Annotated in this window: 22 protein-coding genes; 9 read left to right on the forward strand and 13 right to left on the reverse strand. The window is 56.0% G+C overall.

The window, feature by feature from the left end; translation table 11 throughout:
* The first annotated feature begins 204 nt into the window (after positions 1-204).
* From RDN66_RS15085 to RDN66_RS15100, 4 genes are all read left to right on the forward strand, one after another.
* Positions 205-1,356: a lactonase family protein gene (locus tag RDN66_RS15085; protein WP_202216674.1), complete on the forward strand. Its 1,152-nt coding sequence runs from the start codon at positions 205-207 to the stop codon at positions 1,354-1,356.
* Positions 1,357-1,378: 22 nt separating this feature from the next.
* Positions 1,379-3,289, forward strand: a complete 1,911-nt coding sequence (locus tag RDN66_RS15090; RefSeq protein WP_202216673.1) for a transcription antiterminator — start codon at positions 1,379-1,381, stop codon at positions 3,287-3,289.
* Between the two features lie 77 nt (positions 3,290-3,366).
* Positions 3,367-3,609: a type II toxin-antitoxin system RelB/DinJ family antitoxin gene (locus RDN66_RS15095; RefSeq protein WP_035892763.1), complete on the forward strand. Its 243-nt coding sequence runs from the start codon at positions 3,367-3,369 to the stop codon at positions 3,607-3,609.
* Entirely contained in the window at positions 3,599-3,883 is a 285-nt protein-coding gene (locus RDN66_RS15100; protein WP_202216672.1) for a type II toxin-antitoxin system RelE/ParE family toxin, read from the forward strand. Before RDN66_RS15095 ends, RDN66_RS15100 begins: the two co-directional genes overlap by 11 nt.
* Before the next feature lie 3 nt (positions 3,884-3,886).
* On the opposite strand, the gene nrdG is transcribed toward RDN66_RS15100, so the two are convergent.
* The 5 genes from nrdG to treR all read right to left on the reverse strand — a co-directional run bounded on the left by nrdG (position 3,887) and on the right by treR (position 11,258).
* A complete protein-coding gene (nrdG, locus tag RDN66_RS15105) occupies positions 3,887-4,351 on the reverse strand; it encodes an anaerobic ribonucleoside-triphosphate reductase-activating protein (protein WP_123651106.1) in 465 nt (154 codons plus the stop codon).
* Positions 4,352-4,460: 109 nt separating this feature from the next.
* Positions 4,461-6,599 carry an anaerobic ribonucleoside-triphosphate reductase gene (gene nrdD, locus RDN66_RS15110; RefSeq protein ID WP_035892768.1) on the reverse strand — a complete coding sequence of 713 codons (2,139 nt, stop codon included), beginning with the start codon at positions 6,597-6,599 and terminating at the stop codon, positions 4,461-4,463.
* Between the two features lie 396 nt (positions 6,600-6,995).
* Positions 6,996-8,639 (reverse strand): alpha,alpha-phosphotrehalase, encoded by a 1,644-nt coding sequence (treC, locus tag RDN66_RS15115; RefSeq protein ID WP_202216671.1) that lies wholly within the window; start codon positions 8,637-8,639, stop codon positions 6,996-6,998.
* A gap of 56 nt (positions 8,640-8,695) precedes the next feature.
* Positions 8,696-10,117, reverse strand: a complete 1,422-nt coding sequence (treB, locus tag RDN66_RS15120) for a PTS trehalose transporter subunit IIBC (RefSeq protein WP_035892770.1) — start codon at positions 10,115-10,117, stop codon at positions 8,696-8,698.
* 193 nt (positions 10,118-10,310) lie between these two features.
* Positions 10,311-11,258, reverse strand: a complete 948-nt coding sequence (treR, locus tag RDN66_RS15125; protein ID WP_308537956.1) for a trehalose operon repressor TreR — start codon at positions 11,256-11,258, stop codon at positions 10,311-10,313.
* 354 nt (positions 11,259-11,612) lie between these two features.
* On the opposite strand from treR, the gene mgtA reads away from it, so the two are divergent.
* Entirely contained in the window at positions 11,613-14,321 is a 2,709-nt protein-coding gene (gene mgtA, locus RDN66_RS15130; protein ID WP_202216669.1) for a magnesium-translocating P-type ATPase, read from the forward strand.
* A 114-nt stretch (positions 14,322-14,435) separates the two neighbouring features.
* Here the strand turns inward: mgtA and ridA are convergent, their stop codons facing one another.
* The 4 genes from ridA to RDN66_RS15150 form a co-directional block, all read right to left on the reverse strand.
* Complete coding sequence (gene ridA / locus RDN66_RS15135) at positions 14,436-14,822, reverse strand: 2-iminobutanoate/2-iminopropanoate deaminase (protein WP_035892774.1); 387 nt, start codon at positions 14,820-14,822, stop codon at positions 14,436-14,438.
* 73 nt (positions 14,823-14,895) lie between these two features.
* A complete protein-coding gene (gene pyrI / locus RDN66_RS15140) occupies positions 14,896-15,357 on the reverse strand; it encodes an aspartate carbamoyltransferase regulatory subunit (RefSeq protein WP_123651198.1) in 462 nt (153 codons plus the stop codon).
* A gap of 13 nt (positions 15,358-15,370) precedes the next feature.
* Positions 15,371-16,306 (reverse strand): aspartate carbamoyltransferase, encoded by a 936-nt coding sequence (gene pyrB, locus RDN66_RS15145; RefSeq protein ID WP_202216668.1) that lies wholly within the window; start codon positions 16,304-16,306, stop codon positions 15,371-15,373.
* 36 nt (positions 16,307-16,342) lie between these two features.
* On the reverse strand, positions 16,343-16,447 hold the full coding sequence (locus RDN66_RS15150) for a pyrBI operon leader peptide (protein WP_072351778.1): 105 nt from the start codon (positions 16,445-16,447) through the stop codon (positions 16,343-16,345).
* Positions 16,448-16,710: 263 nt separating this feature from the next.
* On the opposite strand from RDN66_RS15150, the gene RDN66_RS15155 reads away from it, so the two are divergent.
* Positions 16,711-17,163 (forward strand): YhcH/YjgK/YiaL family protein, encoded by a 453-nt coding sequence (locus RDN66_RS15155; protein WP_123651102.1) that lies wholly within the window; start codon positions 16,711-16,713, stop codon positions 17,161-17,163.
* A gap of 118 nt (positions 17,164-17,281) precedes the next feature.
* On the opposite strand, the gene argF is transcribed toward RDN66_RS15155, so the two are convergent.
* Together argF and RDN66_RS24325 are read right to left on the reverse strand one after the other, a co-directional pair.
* Complete coding sequence (gene argF, locus RDN66_RS15160; protein ID WP_035892779.1) at positions 17,282-18,286, reverse strand: ornithine carbamoyltransferase; 1,005 nt, start codon at positions 18,284-18,286, stop codon at positions 17,282-17,284.
* The gene (locus tag RDN66_RS24325; protein WP_373995169.1) at positions 18,256-18,351 is read right to left on the reverse strand and encodes a hypothetical protein; all 96 of its coding nucleotides are present in this window, start codon (positions 18,349-18,351) and stop codon (positions 18,256-18,258) included. Before RDN66_RS24325 ends, argF begins: the two co-directional genes overlap by 31 nt.
* Positions 18,352-18,446: 95 nt before the next feature.
* Between RDN66_RS24325 and rraB the strand changes: the two genes are divergently transcribed.
* The 3 genes from rraB (at position 18,447) to RDN66_RS15175 (ending at position 20,624) form a co-directional block, all read left to right on the forward strand.
* Positions 18,447-18,869 carry a ribonuclease E inhibitor RraB gene (gene rraB, locus RDN66_RS15165; protein WP_035892780.1) on the forward strand — a complete coding sequence of 141 codons (423 nt, stop codon included), beginning with the start codon at positions 18,447-18,449 and terminating at the stop codon, positions 18,867-18,869.
* A gap of 52 nt (positions 18,870-18,921) precedes the next feature.
* Positions 18,922-19,680 (forward strand): tRNA isopentenyl-2-thiomethyl-A-37 hydroxylase MiaE, encoded by a 759-nt coding sequence (miaE, locus tag RDN66_RS15170; RefSeq protein WP_202218175.1) that lies wholly within the window; start codon positions 18,922-18,924, stop codon positions 19,678-19,680.
* 113 nt (positions 19,681-19,793) lie between these two features.
* On the forward strand, positions 19,794-20,624 hold the full coding sequence (locus tag RDN66_RS15175) for a topoisomerase II (protein WP_202216667.1): 831 nt from the start codon (positions 19,794-19,796) through the stop codon (positions 20,622-20,624).
* 23 nt (positions 20,625-20,647) lie between these two features.
* Here the strand turns inward: RDN66_RS15175 and RDN66_RS15180 are convergent, their stop codons facing one another.
* Complete coding sequence (locus RDN66_RS15180; RefSeq protein WP_202216666.1) at positions 20,648-21,151, reverse strand: GNAT family N-acetyltransferase; 504 nt, start codon at positions 21,149-21,151, stop codon at positions 20,648-20,650.
* A 198-nt stretch (positions 21,152-21,349) separates the two neighbouring features.
* A partial coding sequence (locus tag RDN66_RS15185) for a class I tRNA ligase family protein (protein WP_308537957.1) occupies positions 21,350-22,306 on the reverse strand: 957 nt, incomplete at its 5' end.

A 22,306-nucleotide genomic window follows, 5' to 3' on the forward strand; every position in this document is an offset into this window, starting at 1 on the left:
AGGCGTTGCATAGGTCGGGTCTCAGTCCAGGGCATAGCGAGTCTCCTCTTCTATGCCAGTTATAACTGTTACCCATGTATCCGGTCTAAAGTGTTACCTATGTTTCCGGTTTGTACCGGGGACCACCCGGTTTTCTCCCTCGGCCCTGTGGGGAGAGGGCCGGGGTGAGGGGGAAAACCCCCACCGAACCATCAAGGAGTCACCATGCCAACCGCTCGTCACCTGCTTGTTGCTTCACTCTCTCTGCTTGCCGCCAGCGCCGCCGCGCAAACCCAGTACGCCTGGGTGGGTACCTACAACCCTAACGGTGAAGGCCTGTACCGTTTTACCGTCGATGGAAAAACCGGCGAGCTGCGTGATAAAGCGCTTGTCAGTTCGCTGCCGAACGTCGCGCAGCTCACCGTCAGCCAGGATGGCAAAACCCTGTACGCCGCCAGTGAAGTTGAAAAAGGCGTGGTGCAGGCGTGGCGCATTGCCGCCAACGGCGAGCTTAGCGAGCTGAATCAGGTGGCTTCCGGCGGCGCGGGCCCGGTCTATCTCTCGCTGACCCCAGATGGCCGCCATCTACTGGTCGCCAACTACGTGAGCGGCTCGATTGCCGTATTGCCGGTGAAAGAGGACGGCAGCCTGGGTGACGCGGTCGATGTCCATCAGGATCAAGGGCCCACAGGTGCCGCGCGACCGGCTGCGGCGGCTGAAGGCAGCTTTGCCGTCAGCGATCATAACGGCCCGCATGCGCATATGATCTCGGCCGATCCGAGCGGGAAGTTTGTCTTCTCCACCGATCTGGGACTCGACAGGATCTACCAGTACCGAATGGACAGCGCCAGCGGCAAGCTGACGCCGAACGACCCGCCGTTTATCGCCGCGTCGTCCGCCGGAGCGGGGCCGCGACATTTTGTCTTCACCCCTGCCGGGGATGGACTATGGTTGATTAATGAAGAAGCTTCCACGCTGACGTTTTATCACCTCGATAAACAGAGCGGACTGCTGCGCGAAGGGAAAACGGTCTCTGCCTTGCCGAAAGAGTACAAAGGCACCAGTTTTGCCGCCGGTCTGGTATTAAGCCAGGACGGCAAGCAGCTGTACGTCGCTAACCGCTTACACAACAGCATCGCCCACTTTACCGTGATGGCCGATGGCAGCCTGAAACACCAGGATGACATCTGGACGCGTGGCGACTATCCGCGAACGTTAACGCTGGATAAGCAAGGGCACTGGCTCTATGTGATGAATCAGCGTAGCGACAATATCACCCGCTTTAGCGTAGCGCCGAAGGACGGAAAACTGACGTTCTCCCCGGACTACACCCCGGTTGGCAGCCCATCGCAAATGGTGATTTCTGCCCAACCCTAAGCCGTAACAGGAAGGAACCGACATGCGATTTCCCAATCAACGTTTAGCGCAACTCTTTACTCTGCTGCAAAACGAAACGCTGCCGCAGGACGAACTGGCGCAGCGATTGTCGGTTTCGACCCGCACCGTACGCGCCGATATCACCGCTTTAAACGAGCTGCTGATGCATCACGGCGCGCAGTTTGTCCTGGCCCGCGGCAGCGGTTATCAACTGAAGATTGACGATCCTTCTCGCTATCAGCAGCTTGAAGCAACCGCGCCCAAGCCGCAGCACATTCCCCGTACCGCTCAGGATCGCATTCACTTTCTGCTGGTGCGTTTTCTGACTTCGGCATTCTCCATCAAGCTCGAAGATCTCGCCGACGAATGGTTTGTCAGCCGGGCGACGCTACAGGGCGATATGGTCGACGTTCGCGAACGCTTTCAGCGTTACCAGCTAACGCTGGAGACGCGCCCGCGTCACGGCATGAAGCTGTTCGGCAGCGAGGTGTCGATTCGCGCCTGTCTTACCGACCTGCTGTGGGAGCTCAGCCAGCAGGGGCCGCTGAATCCGATGATCCGCCAGGAAGCGTTTGATGATAGCGTGTCCGCCGCGCTGGAAGCGGTACTGGAAGAGACGCTGGTGCGCCATCGCGTGCGCCTTACCGACGTGGGTGAGCGCTTTATCTGCCTGTACGGTGCGGTCGCCGCTCGTCGCGTAAGCGGAGGTTATCCGCTGGCGGATTTCAGCGCCGAAGAGGTCGCGCAGAACGTGCGTGATGTGGCTCATGACGTGGCGAACGCGCTGCAAAAACTGACTGGAAAACCGTTCTCCCAGGCCGAAGAAGCCTGGCTGTGCGTGCATCTTGCCGCTCGCCAGGTACAGGACGTCGACCCGGAAACCATCAGCGCCGACGATGACGAAGCGCTGGTAAACTACATCCTGCGCTATATCAATCAGCAGTATAACTACAACCTGCTGGAAGACGCGCAGCTGCACGCGGACCTGCTGACCCACATCAAAACTATGATCACCCGCGTGCGCTACCAGATTATGATCCCTAACCCGCTGCTCGATAACATCAAGCAGCACTACCCGATGGCGTGGGATATGACGCTGGCGGCGGTTTCAAGCTGGGGGAAATATACGCCGTATACCATCAGTGAAAACGAAATCGGTTTTCTGGTGCTGCACATCGGCGTGGGGCTAGAGCGACACTACAATATCGGCTACCAGCGCCAGCCAAAAGTGCTGCTGGTGTGCGATGCCGGTAACGCCATGGTGCGGGTGATTGAAGCCATTTTGCAGCGCAAATATCCGCAGGTGGAGATAGCCGCTACGCTTTCTCAGCGCGAGTACGAACAGCTGGCGAGCGTGAGCGAAGATTTTGTCATTTCAACGGTGCGCATCAGCGAAAAAGAGAAGCCGGTCGTCACCATTTCACCGTTCCCCACGGATTATCAGCTGGACCAGATTGGCAAGCTGGTGCTGGTCGACCGTACGCGCCCATGGATGCTGAATAAGTTCTTCGACGCCGCGCATTTTCGGGTGATTGACGGGACGATGGACCAGCAGACGCTGTTCGCCGAACTCTGCCAGCAGCTTGAGCAGGAAGGGTTTGTCGATGAAGCGTTCCACGCCTCGGTGGTGGAGCGTGAAGCCATTGTCAGTACTATGCTCGGCGATGGCATCGCGCTGCCGCACGCCCTGGGGCTGCTGGCGCAAAAAACCGTGGTCTACACCGTCATTGCCCCACAGGGTATCGCCTGGGGTGATGAAACTGCCCACATCATCTTCCTGCTGGCGATCAGTAAAAGCGAGTATGAAGAGGCGATGGCTATCTACGATATCTTCGTCACTTTCCTGCGCGAACGCGCCATGACGCGCCTGTCGGCAACCCGCAGCTTTGATGAGTTTAAAGCGGTGGCGATGGAGTGCGTCAGCCGGTTTTGAGAGGCGTTATCCAGAAAGTAATGTAATTCAGATGTAATGCTATAATGCATTACATCTTTACGTTTTCTGGAGGCATAATGGCCACGCTCAACGTCCGACTGGACGATAATCTCAAAAAAGAGGCTTATGCCGTGCTGGAAAAACTCGATATCACGCCAACCGAAGCCGTCCGACTTCTCTTTCAGTACGTTGCCGAAAATGGGCGCATGCCGGTAAAAACGGTGACCATTAGCGATAGCGAAGAGGCGCTGCTGCAAAGCGTTCGCGAGCGTCTGGCTAATCCGGAGAAGGGCATTAAGGTTAGCCTGGATGACCTATGAGCTGGAATTTGATCCTCGTGCGCTTCGGGAGTGGCATAAGCTCGGTGAAACGGTAAAAGCACAGTTTAAAAGCCGTTTGGCAAAGGTGTTAGAGAATCCACGAATACCCTCAGCCAGGCTGCATGAATTTCCTGACTGCTACAAAATAAAGCTCAAATCATCCGGGTATCGCCTGGTATATCAGGTTCGCGACGACGTCGTGGTCGTCTTTGTTATCGCGGTGGGAAAACGAGAAAGGTCAGCCGTTTATCGGGACGCGCATAAACGGCTGTAGCGCTTAACGCAGGTGGTGCACCACCTGATTACTGCTGCCGCGCCAGATAAGCGCCGGGTCTTTTAAGTCCTGCACAAACTTACCGTCAACCAGCACGTTGATAAGGTCGACGACCTCCATCTGTGCGGCGTTGAGTTCGTCAATCTTATAGCCGGTCCAGACCCAGATATCTTTGCCGGGGCATTCGGCGTGAATACGCTGAACCAGCTTGAGAATTTCCGGTACGTTTTGTGGGTGCAGCGGGTCGCCGCCGGAGAGTGAAATCCCCTGGCGCTTTACGCGGGTGTCGTTCAGGTCGGCGATGATGCGGTCGGCCATCTCGGCGGTAAACGGCTGGCCGGAGTTCACCCGCCAGGTGCTTTTGTTGTAGCAGCCGGGGCATTCGTGCACGCAGCCGGAAACAAACAGCGTGCAGCGCGTACCGGGGCCGTTAACGATGTCGACGGGGTAGTATTGATGGTAATTCATTTTCGCGTTCCAGATTGTCTGGCCGGTATACGGTCATGCGGCGAGCGGTAAAACGGTTCCCTCTCCCCTAAGGGGAGAGGGTTAGGGTGAGGGGATAAACCGCCCGAACTTAACCGAGCTGCCCGTTACCCAGATGCTTAACGCGGCGCTTCACTTCTTCCTGCTTACCGGCGTTGAACGGACGAGCGTCCGGGCTGCCGAGGTAGCCGCAAACGCGGCGGGTGACGGAGACGCGCGCGGCGTCATGGTTACCACATTTCGGGCAGGTGAAACCTTTGCTGGTGCACTCGAACTCACCGGTAAAGCCGCACTCGTAGCATTCGTCGATTGGCGTGTTGGTACCGTAATACGGTACGTGCTGATAGCTGTAATCCCACACGTCTTCCAGCGCCTTCAGGTTATGCTGAATGTTCGGGTACTCGCCGTAGCAGATGAAGCCACCGTTGGCGATTGGTGGATAGGCCGCTTCGAAATCAATCTTGTCGTACGGGTTCACCTTCTTCTCTACGTCGAGGTGGAAGCTGTTGGTGTAGTAACCTTTATCGGTCACGCCTTCCACCAGACCAAACTCGGCGGTATCCAGACGGCAGAAGCGGTCGCACAGGTTTTCACTTGGCGTGCTGTACAGGCTGAAGCCGTAGCCGGTTTCGTCTTTCCACTGGTCAACGGCATCGCGCAGACGCTGAACAATCGCCACGCCTTTCTCACGCAGCATTTCGCTGTCGTACATATGCTGGTTGCCGAACAGCGCATTAATGGTCTCGTGGATACCGATATAGCCCAGAGAAATCGACGCACGACCATTTTTGAAGATCTCGGAAACGTCGTCGTCCGCTTTCAGACGCACGCCGCAGGCCCCTTCCATATAGAGGATTGGCGCTACGCGGGCTTTCACCCCTTCCAGGCGGGCGATACGGGTCATCAGCGCTTTACGCGCCAGCACCAGACGTTCGTCCAGCAGTGACCAGAACGCCGCTTCATCCCCCTTCGCTTCCAGCGCGATGCGCGGCAGGTTGAGGCTGATAACGCCGAGGTTGTTACGGCCATCGTGAACCTGCTCGCCGTCTTCGTTTTCCCACACGCCGAGGAAGCTGCGGCAGCCCATCGGGGTTTTAAACGAACCGGTGACTTTCACAACCTGATCGTAGTTGAGGATGTCCGGATACATGCGCTTGCTCGCGCACTCCAGCGCCAGCTGCTTGATGTCGTAGTTGGCATCGCCCGGCTTGTGGTTCAGGCCATCGCGAATGGCGAAGACCAGTTTCGGGAACACCGCGGTTTTGCGGTTTTTGCCAAGGCCCGCGATACGATTGCGCAGAATGGACTGCTGAATCAGGCGGGATTCCCAACTGGTGCCGAGGCCGAAACCAAAGGTCACGAACGGGGTCTGGCCGTTGGCGGTATGCAGCGTGTTCACTTCATATTCCAGCGACTGGAAGGCGTCGTAGCACTCTTTCTCGGTACGAGAGCGGGCATACTCTTCCGCATTCGGGATCTGCCACTCGTCGGCGGTCTGGCGATGCTTGTTGAAGCTAGCCGCGACAAACGGAGCAAGCACTTCATCGATACGGTTGATGGTAGTGCCGCCGTAAATGTGGCTGGCAACCTGCGCGATAATCTGTGCGGTTACCGCAGTCGCGGTAGAGATGGATTTTGGCGGCTCGATTTCCGCGTTGCCCATCTTAAAGCCCTGAGTCAACATGCCTTTCAGGTCGATCAGCATACAGTTGAACATTGGGAAGAACGGAGAGTAGTCGAGGTCGTGGTAGTGGATAACACCGCGCTCGTGCGCCATCACCACGTCGTGCGGCAGCAGGTGCTGGCGAGCGTAGTGCTTAGCGACGATACCGGCCAGCAGGTCGCGCTGGGTCGGGATCACTTTACTGTCTTTGTTGGCGTTCTCGTTCAGCAGCGCCGAGTTGGTCTGCTCAACCAGGCCGCGAATTTCCTGGTTCAGGCGGCCGCGTTTTTCGCGCTGGCTGTCACGGTCGTGGCGATATTCGATATAGGCACGAGCGAGTTGCTTGTACGGCCCGGACATCAGCTGGTTCTCAACGGCGGTCTGAATCACGTTGATATCAACCTGCGCCTGACCCTGCATTTGTTGGCTAACGATTGCTGCGACGGTGGCGCAATAGTCTGCGTCATCGACTCCCGCTGCTTTAGCTGCACGTAGAATTGCTTCTTTGATGCGCTCTGACTTGAACGGCACTTTACAGCCATCTCGTTTCATCACATGCGGTGTCATGATCACTCCAATTTTTATCATTACGTTATAAGAACAGGTTATCCACAGAGGCGGGAAAACGACGATTGGCGTAATCACTCCATTAACCAATACTTTCCCTCATGTGTGGCCCAGGTTATCCACATATCGACTATCTTTTTCGTGATTATCATTGTTGCAATGATAGACGATAAATACCATATGTTGGGCCGGGACGCATTTTAAGTTCTATATGTAGTGATTTGCATCAAACATGTTTACGCTTTTATTGATTCAGAACAAAGTAAAAATGCAAGAGTACAGATGACAGGCGTTGAGGGTAATGTAAATTTTACTGCTTAATAAATGTCCAAAAAAGGACTGAAAAACAGCGTGATGCGAAGAAGCCCAGCAGCAGGGCGCTGCTGGGCCGGAGGGTTAGCGCTGAAGCCACCAGATGGCTTCAAACGGTCGTAGCGTCATGCCCGCAGGGGTGTCGTAGTTACTCATCAATACTTCGCCATCGGTGGAGCCTGACGGTGGCTCCCAGGCCTGCGGCTCATCGCTGAGGTTTGCGGCCACAAGCAGTGTCTGACCCTGCCACTGACGGCGGTAGCACCACAGCGACGGATGGTTGGGCAGCAGATCCTCATAATCGCCCCAGGTCAGCACCGGCTCGGATTTACGCAGCGCAATCAGCTGCTGGTAGGTGTAGAACACCGAATCAGGCTCTGCCAGCGCGCGTTCGACGTTAATCTCCGCATAGTTGTTGCTGACGCCAATCCACGGCTTACCTGTGGTAAACCCGGCGTTAGGGCTGGCGTCCCACTGCATCGGCGTACGGCTGTTGTCGCGGGATTTACTGGCGAGAATCGCTAGCAGCTCGTCGGCATCACGCCCCTGCGCCAGCAGTTCGTTGTACATGTTGTGGCTCTCAACGTCGCGGTACTGCTCTATCGTGGAGAAGTGTGGGTTGGTCATGCCAATCTCTTCGCCCTGATAGATATACGGCGTGCCCTGCATCCCGTGCAGCACCATCGCCAGCATCTTCGCCGCCGTGACACGATGTTCACCTTCGTCGCCAAAACGCGAGACAATGCGCGGCTGGTCGTGGTTACACCAGAACAATGCGTTCCAAGCGCGGTTGTGCATGCCCTGCTGCCAATGGCTAAACAGTGATTTCAGCGCCACGAAGTCCGGGCGCGCCAGCGTCCACTTCTCGCCGCCGGGATAGTCCACCTTCAGGTGATGGAAGTTAAAGGTCATCGACAGCTCTTTGCCGTCGAGAGACGCATATTGCTGGCAGTTTTCGAGGGAGGTGGAAGACATCTCACCAACGGTCATCAGGTTGCGCGGCGTAAAGACATCGCGGCTGAACTCCTGCAAGAACTCGTGGGCGCGCGGGCCATCGGTATAGAAGCGGCGACCGTCACCCTGATGGTCGTCCGGGAAGTTCTGATCTTTGGAGATAAGGTTGATAACGTCGAGGCGCAGGCCGTCTACGCCGCGATCGGCCCAGAACTCGCAGACCTTTTTCAGCTCGGCGCGTACCGTCTCGTTTTCCCAGTTGAGATCCGCCTGCTCGGTGGCGAACAGGTGCAGATAGTACTGGCCGCTGGCCGCGTCCCACTGCCAGGCGTTGCCGCCAAACTTAGAGCGCCAGTTGTTCGGCGGCGTGTCCGGCGTACCGTCGCGCCAGATATAGAACTGGCGATATGGGCTCTCTTTCTTCAGCGACTCCTTAAACCACGCGTGGTGGGTGGAGGTGTGGTTGAGCACCATGTCCAGCACGATGCGAATTCCGCGCTGATGCGCCTCGGCAACCAGCTTGTCGAAATCGTCGAGCGTGCCGTAAGAGGGGTCAATTTCGGTGTAGTTGGCAATGTCGTAACCGTTATCGACCTGCGGCGAGACGTAGAATGGTGTTATCCAGATGGCATCAACGCCGAGCTTTTGCAGATAGTCGAGACGTGATGTCACCCCGCGCAGATCTCCCGTTCCGCTGCTGGTGGTGTCCTGGAAGCTCTTCGGGTAAATCTGGTAAATCACGCCGTTTTGCCACCAGTGAGGCAGTGTATTCATTGGGTTGTCCTCTAATAAGAATCAGGGGCGCAATTGCGCCCCGAAGAAGGTGTGCTTTACATGACGGGCAGCGTGCCCTGACTCTCTTTGCGCTTGTAGACCATCATGGTCAAAATAATCGGTACGACGACGGCGATAATCATTGCGATGCTGTAGACGCCCCAGAAGGTTGGTTTAATCGACAGAATGCCCGGCAGGCCGCCGACGCCGATACCGTTCGCCAGCACGCCGTACAGGCCGCACAGCAGGCCAGCGATACCGGAACCGATCATCGCGCAGAGCATTGGGAAGCGGTACTTCAGGTTGATCCCGTACATCGCCGGTTCGGTTACGCCGAGGTAGGCGGAGATAGCCGCGGGAACGGAGATTTCACGCTCGTTAGCTTTACGGCTGCAAATGATGATGCCGACGACGGCAGAGGCCTGCGCGATGTTCGACAGGGCAATCATTGGCCACACCGGGGTGCCGCCCATGCTTTGAATCATCTGCATATCGATAGCCAGCGTGGTCTGGTGCACACCGGTAATCACCAGCGGCGCATACAGGAAGCCGAACAATGCGGCGCCAATCGGCGCGAAGCTACCGGTCAACAGGTGACGCACGGCGAAAGCAACGCCGTCGCCAATTAAGCGACCGAATGGCCCAATAATCGCGTGAGCGAGGAAAACGGCGAGGATCAGCGAGCATACCGGTACGATAACCAGATACAGGTAATCCGGCACGATGCGCTTGAGGCGCGTCTCAATAAAGCCGAGCGTCAGACCCGCCAACAGCGCCGGGATAACCTGCGCCTGATAGCCGACTTTGGCGATGGTAAACAGGCCGAAGTTCCACACTTCCGGTACCTGCTGACCTAACAGATAGGCGTTCATCAGCTGTGGGGAAACCAGCGTTACGCCAAGCACGATGCCAAGAATAGGCGTGCCGCCCATTTTCTTCACCGCAGACCAGCAGATGCCCACCGGCAGGTAGAAGAAGATAGCCTCGCCAATCAACCACAGGAAGTCATAGATGGTTTGCAGCGACGGGTGCATCTGCGCAAGCGTCTGGCCGTTGCTCATCGGCAAGTCGCCGATCACGTTGCGGAAGCCTAAGATCAAACCCCCGCTGATAAGCGCAGGCAGCAACGGGAAGAAGATCTCCGCAAAGTGGGAAATCATCTGCTCGTGCCACTTCATGTTCTGACGGGCCGCCAGTTTCGCCTGCTCTTTGTCCGCACCGCTCTGTCCGGTGGTGGCGAGCAACGCCTGATAGTAGTCGCCCACTTCCGTGCCGATAACTACCTGGAACTGACCGGCGTTGGTGAAGCAGCCTTTAACCATCGGCAGCTCTTCAATGGCTTTCGGGGAGGCCTTGGCCGGATCGTTAAGCACGAAGCGCAGGCGCGTGATGCAGTGGCTGACGGTGGCGATGTTCTCGCGCCCGCCAACCAGTTCGATAAGTTTATCGATGTTCTTTTGGTCTATTTTTTTGCTCATGATAGGGCCTTAAAACAGAGGTGAGATCTCCCCGATACCGCCACTTCAGACGCTCTTTTTAACGAGCTATCTGACGGACACAGGATCGAACCGTTATTAATATGCTGAATATTAGCGTAACGGGTTTGCGGTTTCGGGAAAATGGGAACGTTCCCGAAACGCTGCGGCGATCACATTAAAGCTGATGTTAAGCTTAGGACAGAATGGCGGGGATCACGATCTGATGCGGTTCGCTTCGACCACTGATTTGGGCGATAAGCTGCTCTGCGGCGCGGCGTCCGGCCTCGGCATAGCCGGGATCGGCGGTGATAATTTCCGGATGCAGGAACTTGGTCAACGGTGTATTACCGACGCTTGCCAACTGGACGTTATCAATACGCTGCTCCTGAAGGTACTTGCTCACGCCGAGGGCGAGGGTATCGGTCGCGCAGATAAGCGCGGTGGTACCCGGCGTGATAACCTGACTAGCGAAGTCGTAACCCTGCTTCATGGCCAGGCCCGGCAGTGCGGCGACCGGCGTGAGCTTGTGGCGCTTGCAGAACGCCTGGTAGGCATCGTGACGACGCTGCCCGGTGGTGACGTCGGCAGGAGGAACCCCGAGGAAGCTGATGTGGCGGTGGCCCAGTTCGAACAGGCGCTGCATCAGCTGCGTAATCGCGCCGGTATCGTCGTAGCAGACGGAGGCAAAGCCTTTGGCATCGCGAGCCATCAGCACCAGCGTCGAGTGCCAGTCGCCCAGAATAGCTTCGGTCACGCCGGTAAAGCCGAACAGGATCACGCCGTCGATATTGCGGCGTTTGAGCATTGCCAGATGCTCGACCACCTTCTCTGGCGAGAACTGACTTTCCATCATGATAGGGTCGTAGCCCTGCTCGTAGAAGGCGGGCAGCATGGTTTGTACCGCTAGATTTTCCGACAGTGAGTCCAGGCGCGTGACGATAATCGCCACCACTTTATCGCTTTGCCCACGCATGGCGCGCGCTGAACGAGAAGGGGAGAAGCCGTGCTGCGCCATCACCGCTTCGACGCGTTCGCGGGTGCGGTCGCTAACGCCGCTTTCATTATTCAGCACGCGGGAGACGGTTGATTTCCCGACACCGCTCAGGCGAGCGATATCTTTAATAGTCAGCCGATTTTCCATAATAGTTGCCCCGCGTGAATATTTTATGCCACCAACCTGATGGTTGATGTACCGTTGAATTGCCTGACGTTATTATATCGCTCTAATTGTCACAAACCTTATGAATTTCTGCGTATAATGCGCGGCGTTTTCTACTATCAATCTTACCGGAGGCTGTATGGATCCCGATCCCACCCGTCTCTCCAACTGGAGAGTAACTTTCCGGTAAGCCAGCTTTCGCTGCCTTGCCGATGATGTGAGGCAGTGACACGTCTTAATGTCCCTGCAATAAAAATGAAGTGCCTATACGGTACAGATTAACTGTGCCCGCAGGCCTGTCTGCGGTTGTCTCTGGCGACTGCGGAGGACTTTTATATGCTGAAAAATTTCACCCGGCAGCTGTTCGCGCAGCTTGGCCGCCATCTGCCGCGCCGTCTGGTACAGCGCGATCCAATGCCTTCTCAGCAAAGCGTTGCTCACACGCCTATTCCGCCATCCCTCAGCGAACAGTGCCTGAAAATGGCGCATCTCAGCGAGCAGGAATTGTGGGAAACCTTTAACACCCATCCAGAAGGGTTGAACGCCGCGGAAGTTGAGCAGGCGCGCGCTACGCACGGCGAAAACAAACTGCCCGCGCAGCAGCCGCAGCCGTGGTGGGTGCATCTGTGGCTCTGTTACCGTAACCCGTTCAACATCCTGTTGACCGTGCTGGCAGCCGTCTCTTATGCCACTGAAGATCTGTTCGCGGCGGTCGTTATTGTGCTGATGGTGGGCATTTCCACACTGCTGAACTTTGTCCAGGAAGCCCGCTCGACCAAAGCGGCGGACACCTTGAAAGCGATGGTGAGCAACACCGCGACGGTGCTGCGCGTTATCAATGATAAGGGTGAGAGCAGCTGGGTGGAACTGCCTATCGACCAGCTGGTGCCGGGCGACATTATCAAACTGGCGGCGGGGGACATGATCCCGGCTGACCTGCGCGTGATTCAGGCGCGCGATCTGTTTGTGGCTCAGGCATCGCTGACCGGCGAATCCTTACCGGTTGAGAAAGTGGCGCAGACCCGCGAGCCGAGTCAAACCAATCCACTCGAGTGCGACACCCTGTGCTTTATGGGCACCAACGTGGTGAGCGGCACCGCGCAGGCGATGGTCATTGCCACCGGGGCCAACACCTGGTTTGGGCAACTGGCAGGTCGCGTGAGCGAGCAGGAGAGCGAGCCGAACGCCTTCCAGAAAGGCATCAGCCGCGTCAGCATGCTGCTGATCCGCTTTATGCTGGTGATGGCGCCGATTGTATTGGTTATCAACGGCTATACCAAAGGCGACTGGTGGGAAGCGGCGCTGTTTGCGCTTTCCGTCGCCGTTGGCCTGACGCCGGAAATGCTGCCGATGATCGTCACCTCGACGCTGGCGCGCGGGGCGGTGAAGCTGTCAAAACAGAAGGTTATCGTTAAGCACCTCGACGCGATTCAGAACTTTGGCGCGATGGACATCCTCTGCACCGACAAAACCGGTACGCTGACCCAGGATAAAATCGTGCTGGAGAACCACACCGATATCTCCGGCAAGGTGAGCGAGCGCGTGCTGCAAACGGCGTGGCTCAACAGCCACTATCAGACCGGGCTGAAAAACCTGCTGGATACCGCGGTACTGGAAGGGGTTGATGAAGTGGCGGCCCGCGAGCTGTCTACTGCCTGGCAGAAAGTGGATGAGATCCCGTTTGATTTCGAACGCCGCCGTATGTCGGTGGTGGTGAGTGAAAAGCCGGACGTACATAAGCTGATTTGCAAAGGGGCGCTGCAGGAAATCCTGAACGTTTGCACTCAGGTCTACCACAACGGCGAGATTGTGCCGCTCGACGAGAGCATGCTGCGCCGCATCAAACGCGTGACCGATACCCTGAACCGTCAGGGGCTGCGCGTGGTCGCGGTGGCAAGCAAATTCCTGCCAGCGCGTGAAGGGGACTATCAGCGTATCGATGAGTCTGACCTGATCCTCGAAGGCTACATCGCCTTCCTCGATCCGCCGAAAGAGACCACGGCGCCTGCGCTTAAAGCGCTCAAGGCGAGCGGCATCACCGTGAAAATTCTCACCGGCGACAGCGAACTGGTGGCGGCGAAAGTGTGCCTCGAAGTGGGATTGGATGCGGGTGACGTGATTGTCGGCAGCGAAATTGAGCACCTGAGCGATGACGAGCTCGCGAAGCTTGCCCAACGTACCACGCTGTTTGCTCGCCTGACGCCGATGCATAAAGAGCGCATCGTAACCCTGCTGAAACGCGAAGGGCACGTGGTGGGCTTTATGGGCGATGGCATCAACGATGCGCCAGCGCTACGCGCGGCGGATATTGGTATTTCCGTGGACGGCGCGGTGGACATCGCCCGTGAAGCGGCCGATATCATCCTGCTGGAAAAGAGCCTGATGGTGCTGGAAGAAGGCGTGATCGAAGGTCGTCGTACCTTCTCGAACATGCTCAAGTACATCAAGATGACCGCTAGTTCTAACTTCGGTAACGTCTTCAGCGTGCTGGTGGCCAGCGCCTTCCTGCCGTTCCTGCCGATGCTGCCGTTACACTTACTGATTCAGAACCTGCTGTACGATGTATCCCAGGTGGCGCTGCCGTTCGATAACGTGGATGACGAACAGATTCGTAAACCGCAGCGCTGGAATCCGGCCGATCTGGGCCGTTTTATGGTGTTCTTCGGGCCAATTAGCTCCATCTTTGACATTCTGACCTTCTGCCTGATGTGGTGGGTATTTAAGGCCAATACACCAGAAATGCAGACGCTGTTCCAGTCCGGCTGGTTTATTGAAGGGCTGCTGTCGCAGACGCTGATTGTGCATATGATTCGTACCCGCCGCATCCCGTTCGTGCAGAGCCGCGCCGCATGGCCACTGTTCGCTATGACGCTGCTGGTGATGGCGATTGGTATTGCGCTGCCGTTCTCACCGCTGGCAAGCTATCTGCAATTAGAAGCGCTGCCGCTGAGCTACTTCCCGTGGCTGGTGGCGATTCTGGTGGGGTACATGACCTTCACGCAGATGGTGAAAGGGTTCTTCACCCGCCGTTACGGTTGGCAGTAAGCGGTGAGGTGCTCTGTCTAGCGTAGCCCGGCCAAGCGAAGCGCCGCCGGGAAACCCACTGCACTAAAACAAAAAAGGCAGCCATCGGCTGCCTTTTCTTCATACTGCGTGCAATCAGCGACGAACGGCAATCGCTTCGATTTCAATCTTCACGTCTTTCGGCAGGCGCGCCACTTCAACGCAAGAACGCGCTGGGAAGGTGGCATTGTGCTCGTTGAAGAACGCTTCGTAAGTGGCGTTAACGGTCGCGAAATCGTTGAGATCTTTTACGAATACGGTGGTTTTCACGATATCGCCAACTTTCAGGCCAGCGGCCTCAACGATAGCTTTCACGTTTTCCAGCGACTGACGCGCCTGAGCAGATACGTCTTCCGGCACGCTGCCGGTTTTCGGGTCTACCGGGATCTGACCGGAAGTGATTACCATGCTGCCCAGGTCAACGCCCTGAACATATGGACCGATAGCTGCTGGTGCATTTTCCGTCGCAATAGTTTTGCTCATGATATCTCCAGATGAACTGCAGTATTAAGGTGTTAGCCATTATAGAGAGGCAACATTTCAATACCAACCGCAATTAGTTGGCCAGCACCACATAATGAGAAAACTCTTTTTCGCAGTATTTGCATTTGAGTGCAACGTCATCAGCGCGTTTTTTCACTGCGAAGCTAGAGGAAACGGGTTCCGCATGGCTGATACAGTTGCTGTTCGGGCATACCAGCACGCTCTCAATGCGCTCCGGCAGGCTCGGGCGAGATTTGCCCACCACTTCATAGTTATCGATGCGGTTAACGGTCGCCTCTGGCGCGTATAGCGACAGCTGGTTGACCTGCTCGTCGGTCAGGAAGGTATTTTCGATTTTGATCAGGTCTTTACGACCCATTTCACCGGACGGTAGGTTCAGGCCAATGGTGATGCGCTGGTCGGTTTCTGTCAGCTTAAACAGGGTCAGCAGCTTAAAGCCCACCTGCGCCGGGATATGGTCGATTACGGTGCCGCGTTTGATGGCTTCTACTTGTAATTTGTTATCGTGTGTCATCGTCATTTCCCCCTTACAGAGCCAGTTCGCTATTCAGTACCAGTGCCAGTAACGCCTGGCGGGCGAAGATGCCGTTGCCGGCCTGCTGGAAGTACCAGGCATGCGGCGTTTTATCGACATCGGTGGTGATCTCATCAATGCGTGGCAGCGGGTGCAGCACTTTCATATTGTCGCGTGCGCCGACCAGATCCGCCGCGCGCAGGACAAACTGCGCTTTGACGTTGGCGTATTCGGACGGGTCGAGGCGCTCTTTCTGTACGCGAGTCATGTAGAGAATATCGACTTCTGCCATCACTTCTTCGATGGCGCTATGCAGGCTCCAGACGATGCCTTTCTCATCGAGCATATCGAGGATGTACTGTGGCATCGCCAGCGCGTCCGGAGCGATAAAGTAGAAACGGTTGCCATTAAACTTCGCCAGCGCCTGGGTCAGCGAGTGGACGGTGCGGCCATATTTCAGGTCGCCAACCATGGCGATGTTCAGGTTCTCCAGGCGGCCCTGAGTTTCCTGAATGGTGAACAGATCCAGCAGCGTCTGGGTAGGGTGCTGGTTCGCGCCGTCACCGGCGTTCAGCACCGGAATATTGCCGGAAAACTCGGTCGCCAGACGCGCTGCGCCTTCCTGCGGGTGGCGCATTACGATGGCATCAACGTAGGTGCTGATAACCGAAATGGTATCGGCGAGGGTTTCACCTTTCTTACCGAGTGAGGTGTTGGCGCTGTCGGAGAAGCCAACCACGCTGGCCCCCAGGCGGTGCATCGAGGTTTCAAAAGAGAGACGGGTGCGCGTCGAGGCCTCGAAGAAACAGCTGGCGATAACTTTGTGCTTCAGTAGCTCCGGCTGTGGGTTCGCTTTCAGGCTGGCGGCGGTCGCCAAAACCAGTTCAAGGTCTTCGCGGCTGAGATCGTTTATGGAAATGATGTGTTTTTGATACAGCGGATTAGCCATGTTTAGCTCCTGACGACGGCGCAAAAAAAAAGCCCCTTAAATAAGGGGCTTTACGAATACGGATGCTACGGAAAGGAAAAACGGCAGGCCAGCGTCTGTTTTCAGACGCGGTAAGACGCGATGTCGTACACACTGAACCATAATTCCTCCCGGCAAAACGGGTGGCATTATACGCAGCTTTATCCGGCAATCAAGCGCCTGATTCACATTTTAATCAACGAAAACGATTCTCATAGAATGAGTATTCGATTTTTATGAATTTAAATTCGTCTTTTACACGTGCTATGCAAAGTGTGCGCTAAACCGGCAAGGCTGGAGAGTCATGATAAAAAGTACTGGTATGGTAACGCGAATTTACGTATAACAACTGAAAATTGAAACATTGTTTTATTCGTGGAGTCATCATGATTATTGGCAACATCCATCACCTTCAGTCCTGGCTGCCGGAAGAGCTGCGTCAGGCCATCATCCATCTTATGGCGAACGTTACCGATGCTACCCCGGAAGGGAAATATGATATCGACGGCAACCGCCTGTTTTATATGATCTCTGAAAACATGACCGAGCCGTTTGCCGACCGTCGTGCGGAGTATCATGCGCGTTATCTGGATATCCAGGTGGTGTTGAAAGGTCAGGAAGGAATGGCGTTTAGCACCCAGCCTGCGGGCGCGCCGGATACCGACTGGCTGGCGGACAAAGACATCGCCTTTCTGCCGGAAGGCGTACAGGAAAAGATGGTGGTGATGAGCGAAGGTGACTTCGTGGTGTTCTACCCGGGTGAAGTCCACAAGCCGCTGTGCGCGGTGGGACAGCCTGCGAAAGTGCGTAAAGCGGTTATTAAGCTGCTCGTTGAGTAACGAACGGATTGCCGGATAGTATTCGGCCTACACCAATCGGTAGCCCGGACGAGGAGCGATAGCTCCGACTCCGGGGTTTTCCCGGCGTCGCTGCGCTCGGCCGGGCTACGTGTTGAATTTACTTGCTCAGCGTTGCGACCATTACCGCTTTGATGGTGTGCATCCGGTTTTCTGCCTGATCGAACACGATGCTGGCTGGAGATTCAAACACCTCATCGGTCACTTCCATCCCGCCGTGCATGCCGTATTCAGCGGCCATTTTCTTGCCCAGCGTGGTCTGGTCATCATGGAACGCAGGCAGACAGTGCAGGAATTTCACCTGCGGATTGCCGGTCAGCTTCATCATCGCGCTATTCACCTGATAGCCACGCAGCAGCGCAATACGCTCTGCCCACTTCTCTTTGGCTTCGCCCATCGATACCCACACGTCGGTGTAGATAAAGTCTGCGCCTTTGACGCCAGCGGCGATATCTTCCGTCAGGGTAACGTTACCGCCGTTCTTCTGCGCCAGCGCTTTGCATTCCGCCACCAGGCTCGCTTCTGGCCAGCACTCCTGTGGTGCCACCAGACGCAGATCCAGACCAGTTAGCGCCGCGGCTTCCAGCATCGAGTTGCCCATGTTGTTACGCGCATCGCCTGCATAAACCAGCGTCATTTCGTTGAACGCTTTGCCCGGCAGGTGTTCCTGCATGGTCAGCAGATCCGCCAGCAGCTGGGTTGGGTGGAATTCATCAGTCAGGCCGTTCCACACCGGCACGCCGGAATACTCTGCTAACGTTTCTACCACTTCCTGGCCGTAGCCACGGTACTGGATGCCGTCGTACATGCGGCCCAGTACGCGAGCGGTGTCTTTAATGGATTCTTTGTGGCCAATCTGGCTGCCGCTGGAACCAAGATAAGTGACGCGAGCGCCCTGATCGTATGCGGCAACTTCGAAAGAGCATCGTGTACGGGTTGAGTCTTTTTCGAAGATGAGCGCGATGTTTTTACCGGTCAGGTTCGGCGACTCCGTGCCGCTTTTTTTATCCGCTTTTAGTTTTGCCGCGAGCTGCAGCATGGTGGTGATTTCTGCTGGGGTAAAATCGAGTAATTTTAAGAAGTTCTTTTTATACAGAGTAGACATAATTCCCTCACCTGGCTTAAGCCACTTATTGAATTAAAATTCACTTTATATGTATGAATATTCATTTGCAACCCCAATAACAAATCTTTATCGGAAAGGTGGAGGCAATGGCAACGGTATGTGACAATAAGAGTATCAGCCACATTATGAGGAACGAGCCATGGCAAACCCTGAACATCTGGAAGAACAGCGCGAAGAGACCCGCCTGATCATTGAAGAGCTGCTGGAAGACGGCAGCGATCCTGACGCGCTGTATACCATCGAACATCACCTCTCCGCAGACGATTTCGAAAGTCTGGAGAAAGCGGCGGTAGAAGCGTTCAAGCTGGGCTACGAAGTGACGGAACCGGAAGAGCTGGAAGTGGAAGAAGGCGACACCGTGATCTGCTGCGATATTCTGAGCGAAAGCGCGCTGAATGCGGAGCTGATTGACGCGCAGGTTGAGCAGTTGATGAACCTGGCTGAGAAGTTTGAAGTGGAATACGACGGTTGGGGAACCTACTACGAAGACCCGAACGGCGAAGAAGGCGATGACGACGACGAAGATTTTGTCGACGAAGAAGACGACGGCGTTCGCCACTAAGTCATCTCATACCCGACGGCAGCGCCAGCTGCCGTCGGGCAAGGATTTTGGTATGGATTACCCGCAAATACTCTCCCCGGTTCTCAACTTCCTGCACTGCAAAACGCCTCAGACGTGGCTCGATAAAGCCCGCGATCCGACCAATCTTCCTCTGCTGCTGACCGACCATCTAGTCTGTGAGCTAAAAGCAGCGCAAACCGCGATGCTGCTGGTGCGTAAATATGTGGCGGATAAAGACGGCGCGCAGGCGCTGCTCGACTGGCTGAAACCGTATGAGGCTTTTACCTTTCGCGAGGGCGAGGAGCCCGATTTCGCCGCGCTGAATAAGCAGATTAACAAAAGTGTGATGCCGCAGACCGACGACCCGTGGGGACGGCAGCTTATCGACAGCATGGTGTTGCTGATTAAAGAGGAGCTGCACCACTTCTCGCAGGTGCGTGAAGCGATGCTAAAACGCAATATTCCGTACGTGAAAATCACCGCCAGTCGCTACGCCAAAGGGATGCTCAAAGAGGTGCGCACGCACGAGCCGCTGACCCTGATTGATAAGCTGATTTGCGGCGCATACATCGAAGCCCGCTCCTGCGAACGCTTTGCCGCGCTGGCGCCGTACCTGGATGACGATCTGCAGGCGTTTTACCTGTCGCTGCTGCGTTCTGAAGCACGGCACTATCAGGACTATCTGACGCTAGCGCAGCAAATCGCTGACGGCGATATCAGCGAGCGGGTGCGTTTCTTTGGTGAAGTTGAAGCGTCGCTCATCACTTCACCGGATGACGAGTTCCGCTTTCATAGCGGCGTGCCCGCATAGTTCGGCAGAAAAATCTGGTGGCTGGAAATACCTCACCTTTGCCGCAATAATCGACATACAGTACGGGAAAGAATAATTCCCGACATATTTATCGATTTGGCTAAGGATAATCAATGAACTGGGCACACGTATTACTGGCAGGGTATATCGGGGTCATTATCGCCATTATCGTTGGCGTTTTTCGTAAAAAAGGCTGGATTGGTAAGGTCGCGGGCGGGGTGATATTTGTCGTTGCCATCGTCGCCTGGAACCTGTTTGATGTGCACTACCTTATTCCGCGTGAGAGCCCGGAATACGGCATGACCGAATCGCAGAAGTTTGAAAATGCGATGCTGAAAATGCCAACCTTCCAGGTTATCAAAGAACAAGATCCCGCATTCTGGGAGCGTATTCGTGGCCAGGCCGTACAGATGAAAGAAGCAGGCAGCAGCGAACAACAGGTGATCGATGCCATCCAGCCGCAGGTGCTGCAACTGCAGATGGCGAGACTACAGCAGGCACCTGATGCCAACGTGGTGGAGTATATGAAGATCAACCTGGAGCAGATGGCCGCGGTGGAAAAGGCCGGTGCTGATGAGTGCTTCCGCTTTCTCTTCCCGGCGGTTAAAGGGGGAATTAACCCCGTACACCTGATATCACGGGATATTCTCGAACGCCGGATGGAGAGTGACGCCCGGATGATGCGTGCAGCCTATGGCCCTGACAAGCACACCGTCACCGCGCAGGAAAAGCACCAGGCGCTACTCGATATGCAAAAACTGGGTCCGGCGCTGATGCAGAACTTCGGCCAGGATGTTGAGATTATGTCTGACCCGAGTAAAGGGGTGGGAAAAGAGAAGATCGCCTGCGATCTGGTACAGAGTTTCTGGAATCAGGTTGTGGCATTGCCGCCAGCCAACGCGGCTGGCGTGATTCGTCTTGCCGTCTCACCCGAGATGCAGTAAATCAAATGCCCCTTTGAGTGCGCTTAAAGGGGTTTTAACATCCGCACTTCACAGTCGACATGCCCGGTGCAGCCCAGCGGTTCGGCGATATGTTCGAATCCCAGATGTTCATAGAGGCGAATGGCTTCGGTCAGAAACGCCGTCGTTTCAAGATAACACTGCTTAAACCCCTGCTCACGGGCGTACTCAAGCGCCATCAGTGCCAGCTTTTTCGCCAGCCCCTGACCGCGTACGCTCGGCAGGAAGTACATCTTTTGCAGCTCGCAGATATCCGGTTCGCTACAGCCCAATGGCGCAACGCCGCCGCCACCTACCACCTGACCATTCTGCTCAACCACCCAGTAGGCCGCGCCCGGCTGGCTGTAAACCTGGAACAGCTCATCCAGATTGGGGTCGGCCACCGTGTAGCCTTTATCGGCGGTCAGGCCGTGCTCGGCGGAGACCTGGCGGATAACGTTGGCAATCGCGGCGTTGTCGTCGGCCGTAAGGCGACGCAGCGTCGCAAAGACAGGGGTAATGACACTCATAGCGAACTCATGACATAAACGTGGAACATATGCAGTTAATAACACTGCGGGGAGGGGGAGTGCAAGCGAGGATAATTCAGGAGGTTGGAACCGTACCGTGGATAACCCGGAGTCGGCGCTAACGCGCCTCGTCCGGGCTACTCGAAACCGTTTGCCGGATAAGCGTAGCGCCATCCGGCAAACGTACGGGTACGATTTTTACAGCGCGGCGATGACCGCCTGCTGCTCAATCAGCTTCGCTTTGGCTTCCGCGTAACCGTCCAGCTTCTCACGCTCTTTGGCGATTACCGCTTCCGGTGCGCGAGCAACGAAACCTTCGTTGGAGAGCTTGCCTTCGATACGGGCAATCTCACCTTCGATTTTCGCGACTTCTTTTGCCAGACGCGCCAGCTCATCTTCTTTGTTGATGAGGCCAGCCATCGGGATCAGCAGCTCGGCGCCGTCGATGATTTTGGTCACGGAGACCGGGCCTTTGTCATCGGCTGGCAGCACGGTGATGCTTTCCAGACGCGCCAGGTTCAGCAGGAAGCTACGGTTGTCGTTCACGCGACGCATTGCGTCGGTGCTGCAACCACGCAGCAGCAGCTCCAGCGGTTTGCCCGGGGCGATGTTCATTTCCGCGCGGATGTTACGTACGGCAACAATCGCCTGCTTCAGCCATTCGGTATCGGCCAGCGCCGCTTCGTCTACCTGAGCCGCGTTATATTCCGGGAACGGCTGCAGCATGATGGTATCTGCGGTGTTGCCACAAATCACTTTCACGCGCTGCCAGATGGTTTCGGTAATGAATGGAATGATTGGGTGCGCCAGGCGCAGCAGACCTTCCAGCACGGTCACCAGCGTATTACGGGTGCCGCGCAGTTCAGACTCGGAACCACCGGTCATAACAGGCTTGGTCAGCTCCAGATACCAGTCGCAGAACTGGTTCCAGGTGAACTCGTACAGGATGCCTGCAGCGATGTCGAAGCGGAAGTTATCCAGCGCTTCACGGTACGCTTTAACGGTCTGGTTGAATTCAGCCAGGATCCAGCGGTCCGCCAGAGACAGGGTCATTTCGCCGCCGTTGAAGCCGCAATCCTGATCTTCGGTGTTCATCAGCACGAAGCGGCTGGCGTTCCACAGCTTGTTACAGAAGTTACGGTAACCTTCCAGACG

It is taken from the genome of uncultured Kluyvera sp., from assembly GCF_902485085.1.
Classification (GTDB): Bacteria; Pseudomonadota; Gammaproteobacteria; order Enterobacterales; family Enterobacteriaceae; genus Kluyvera; species Kluyvera ascorbata.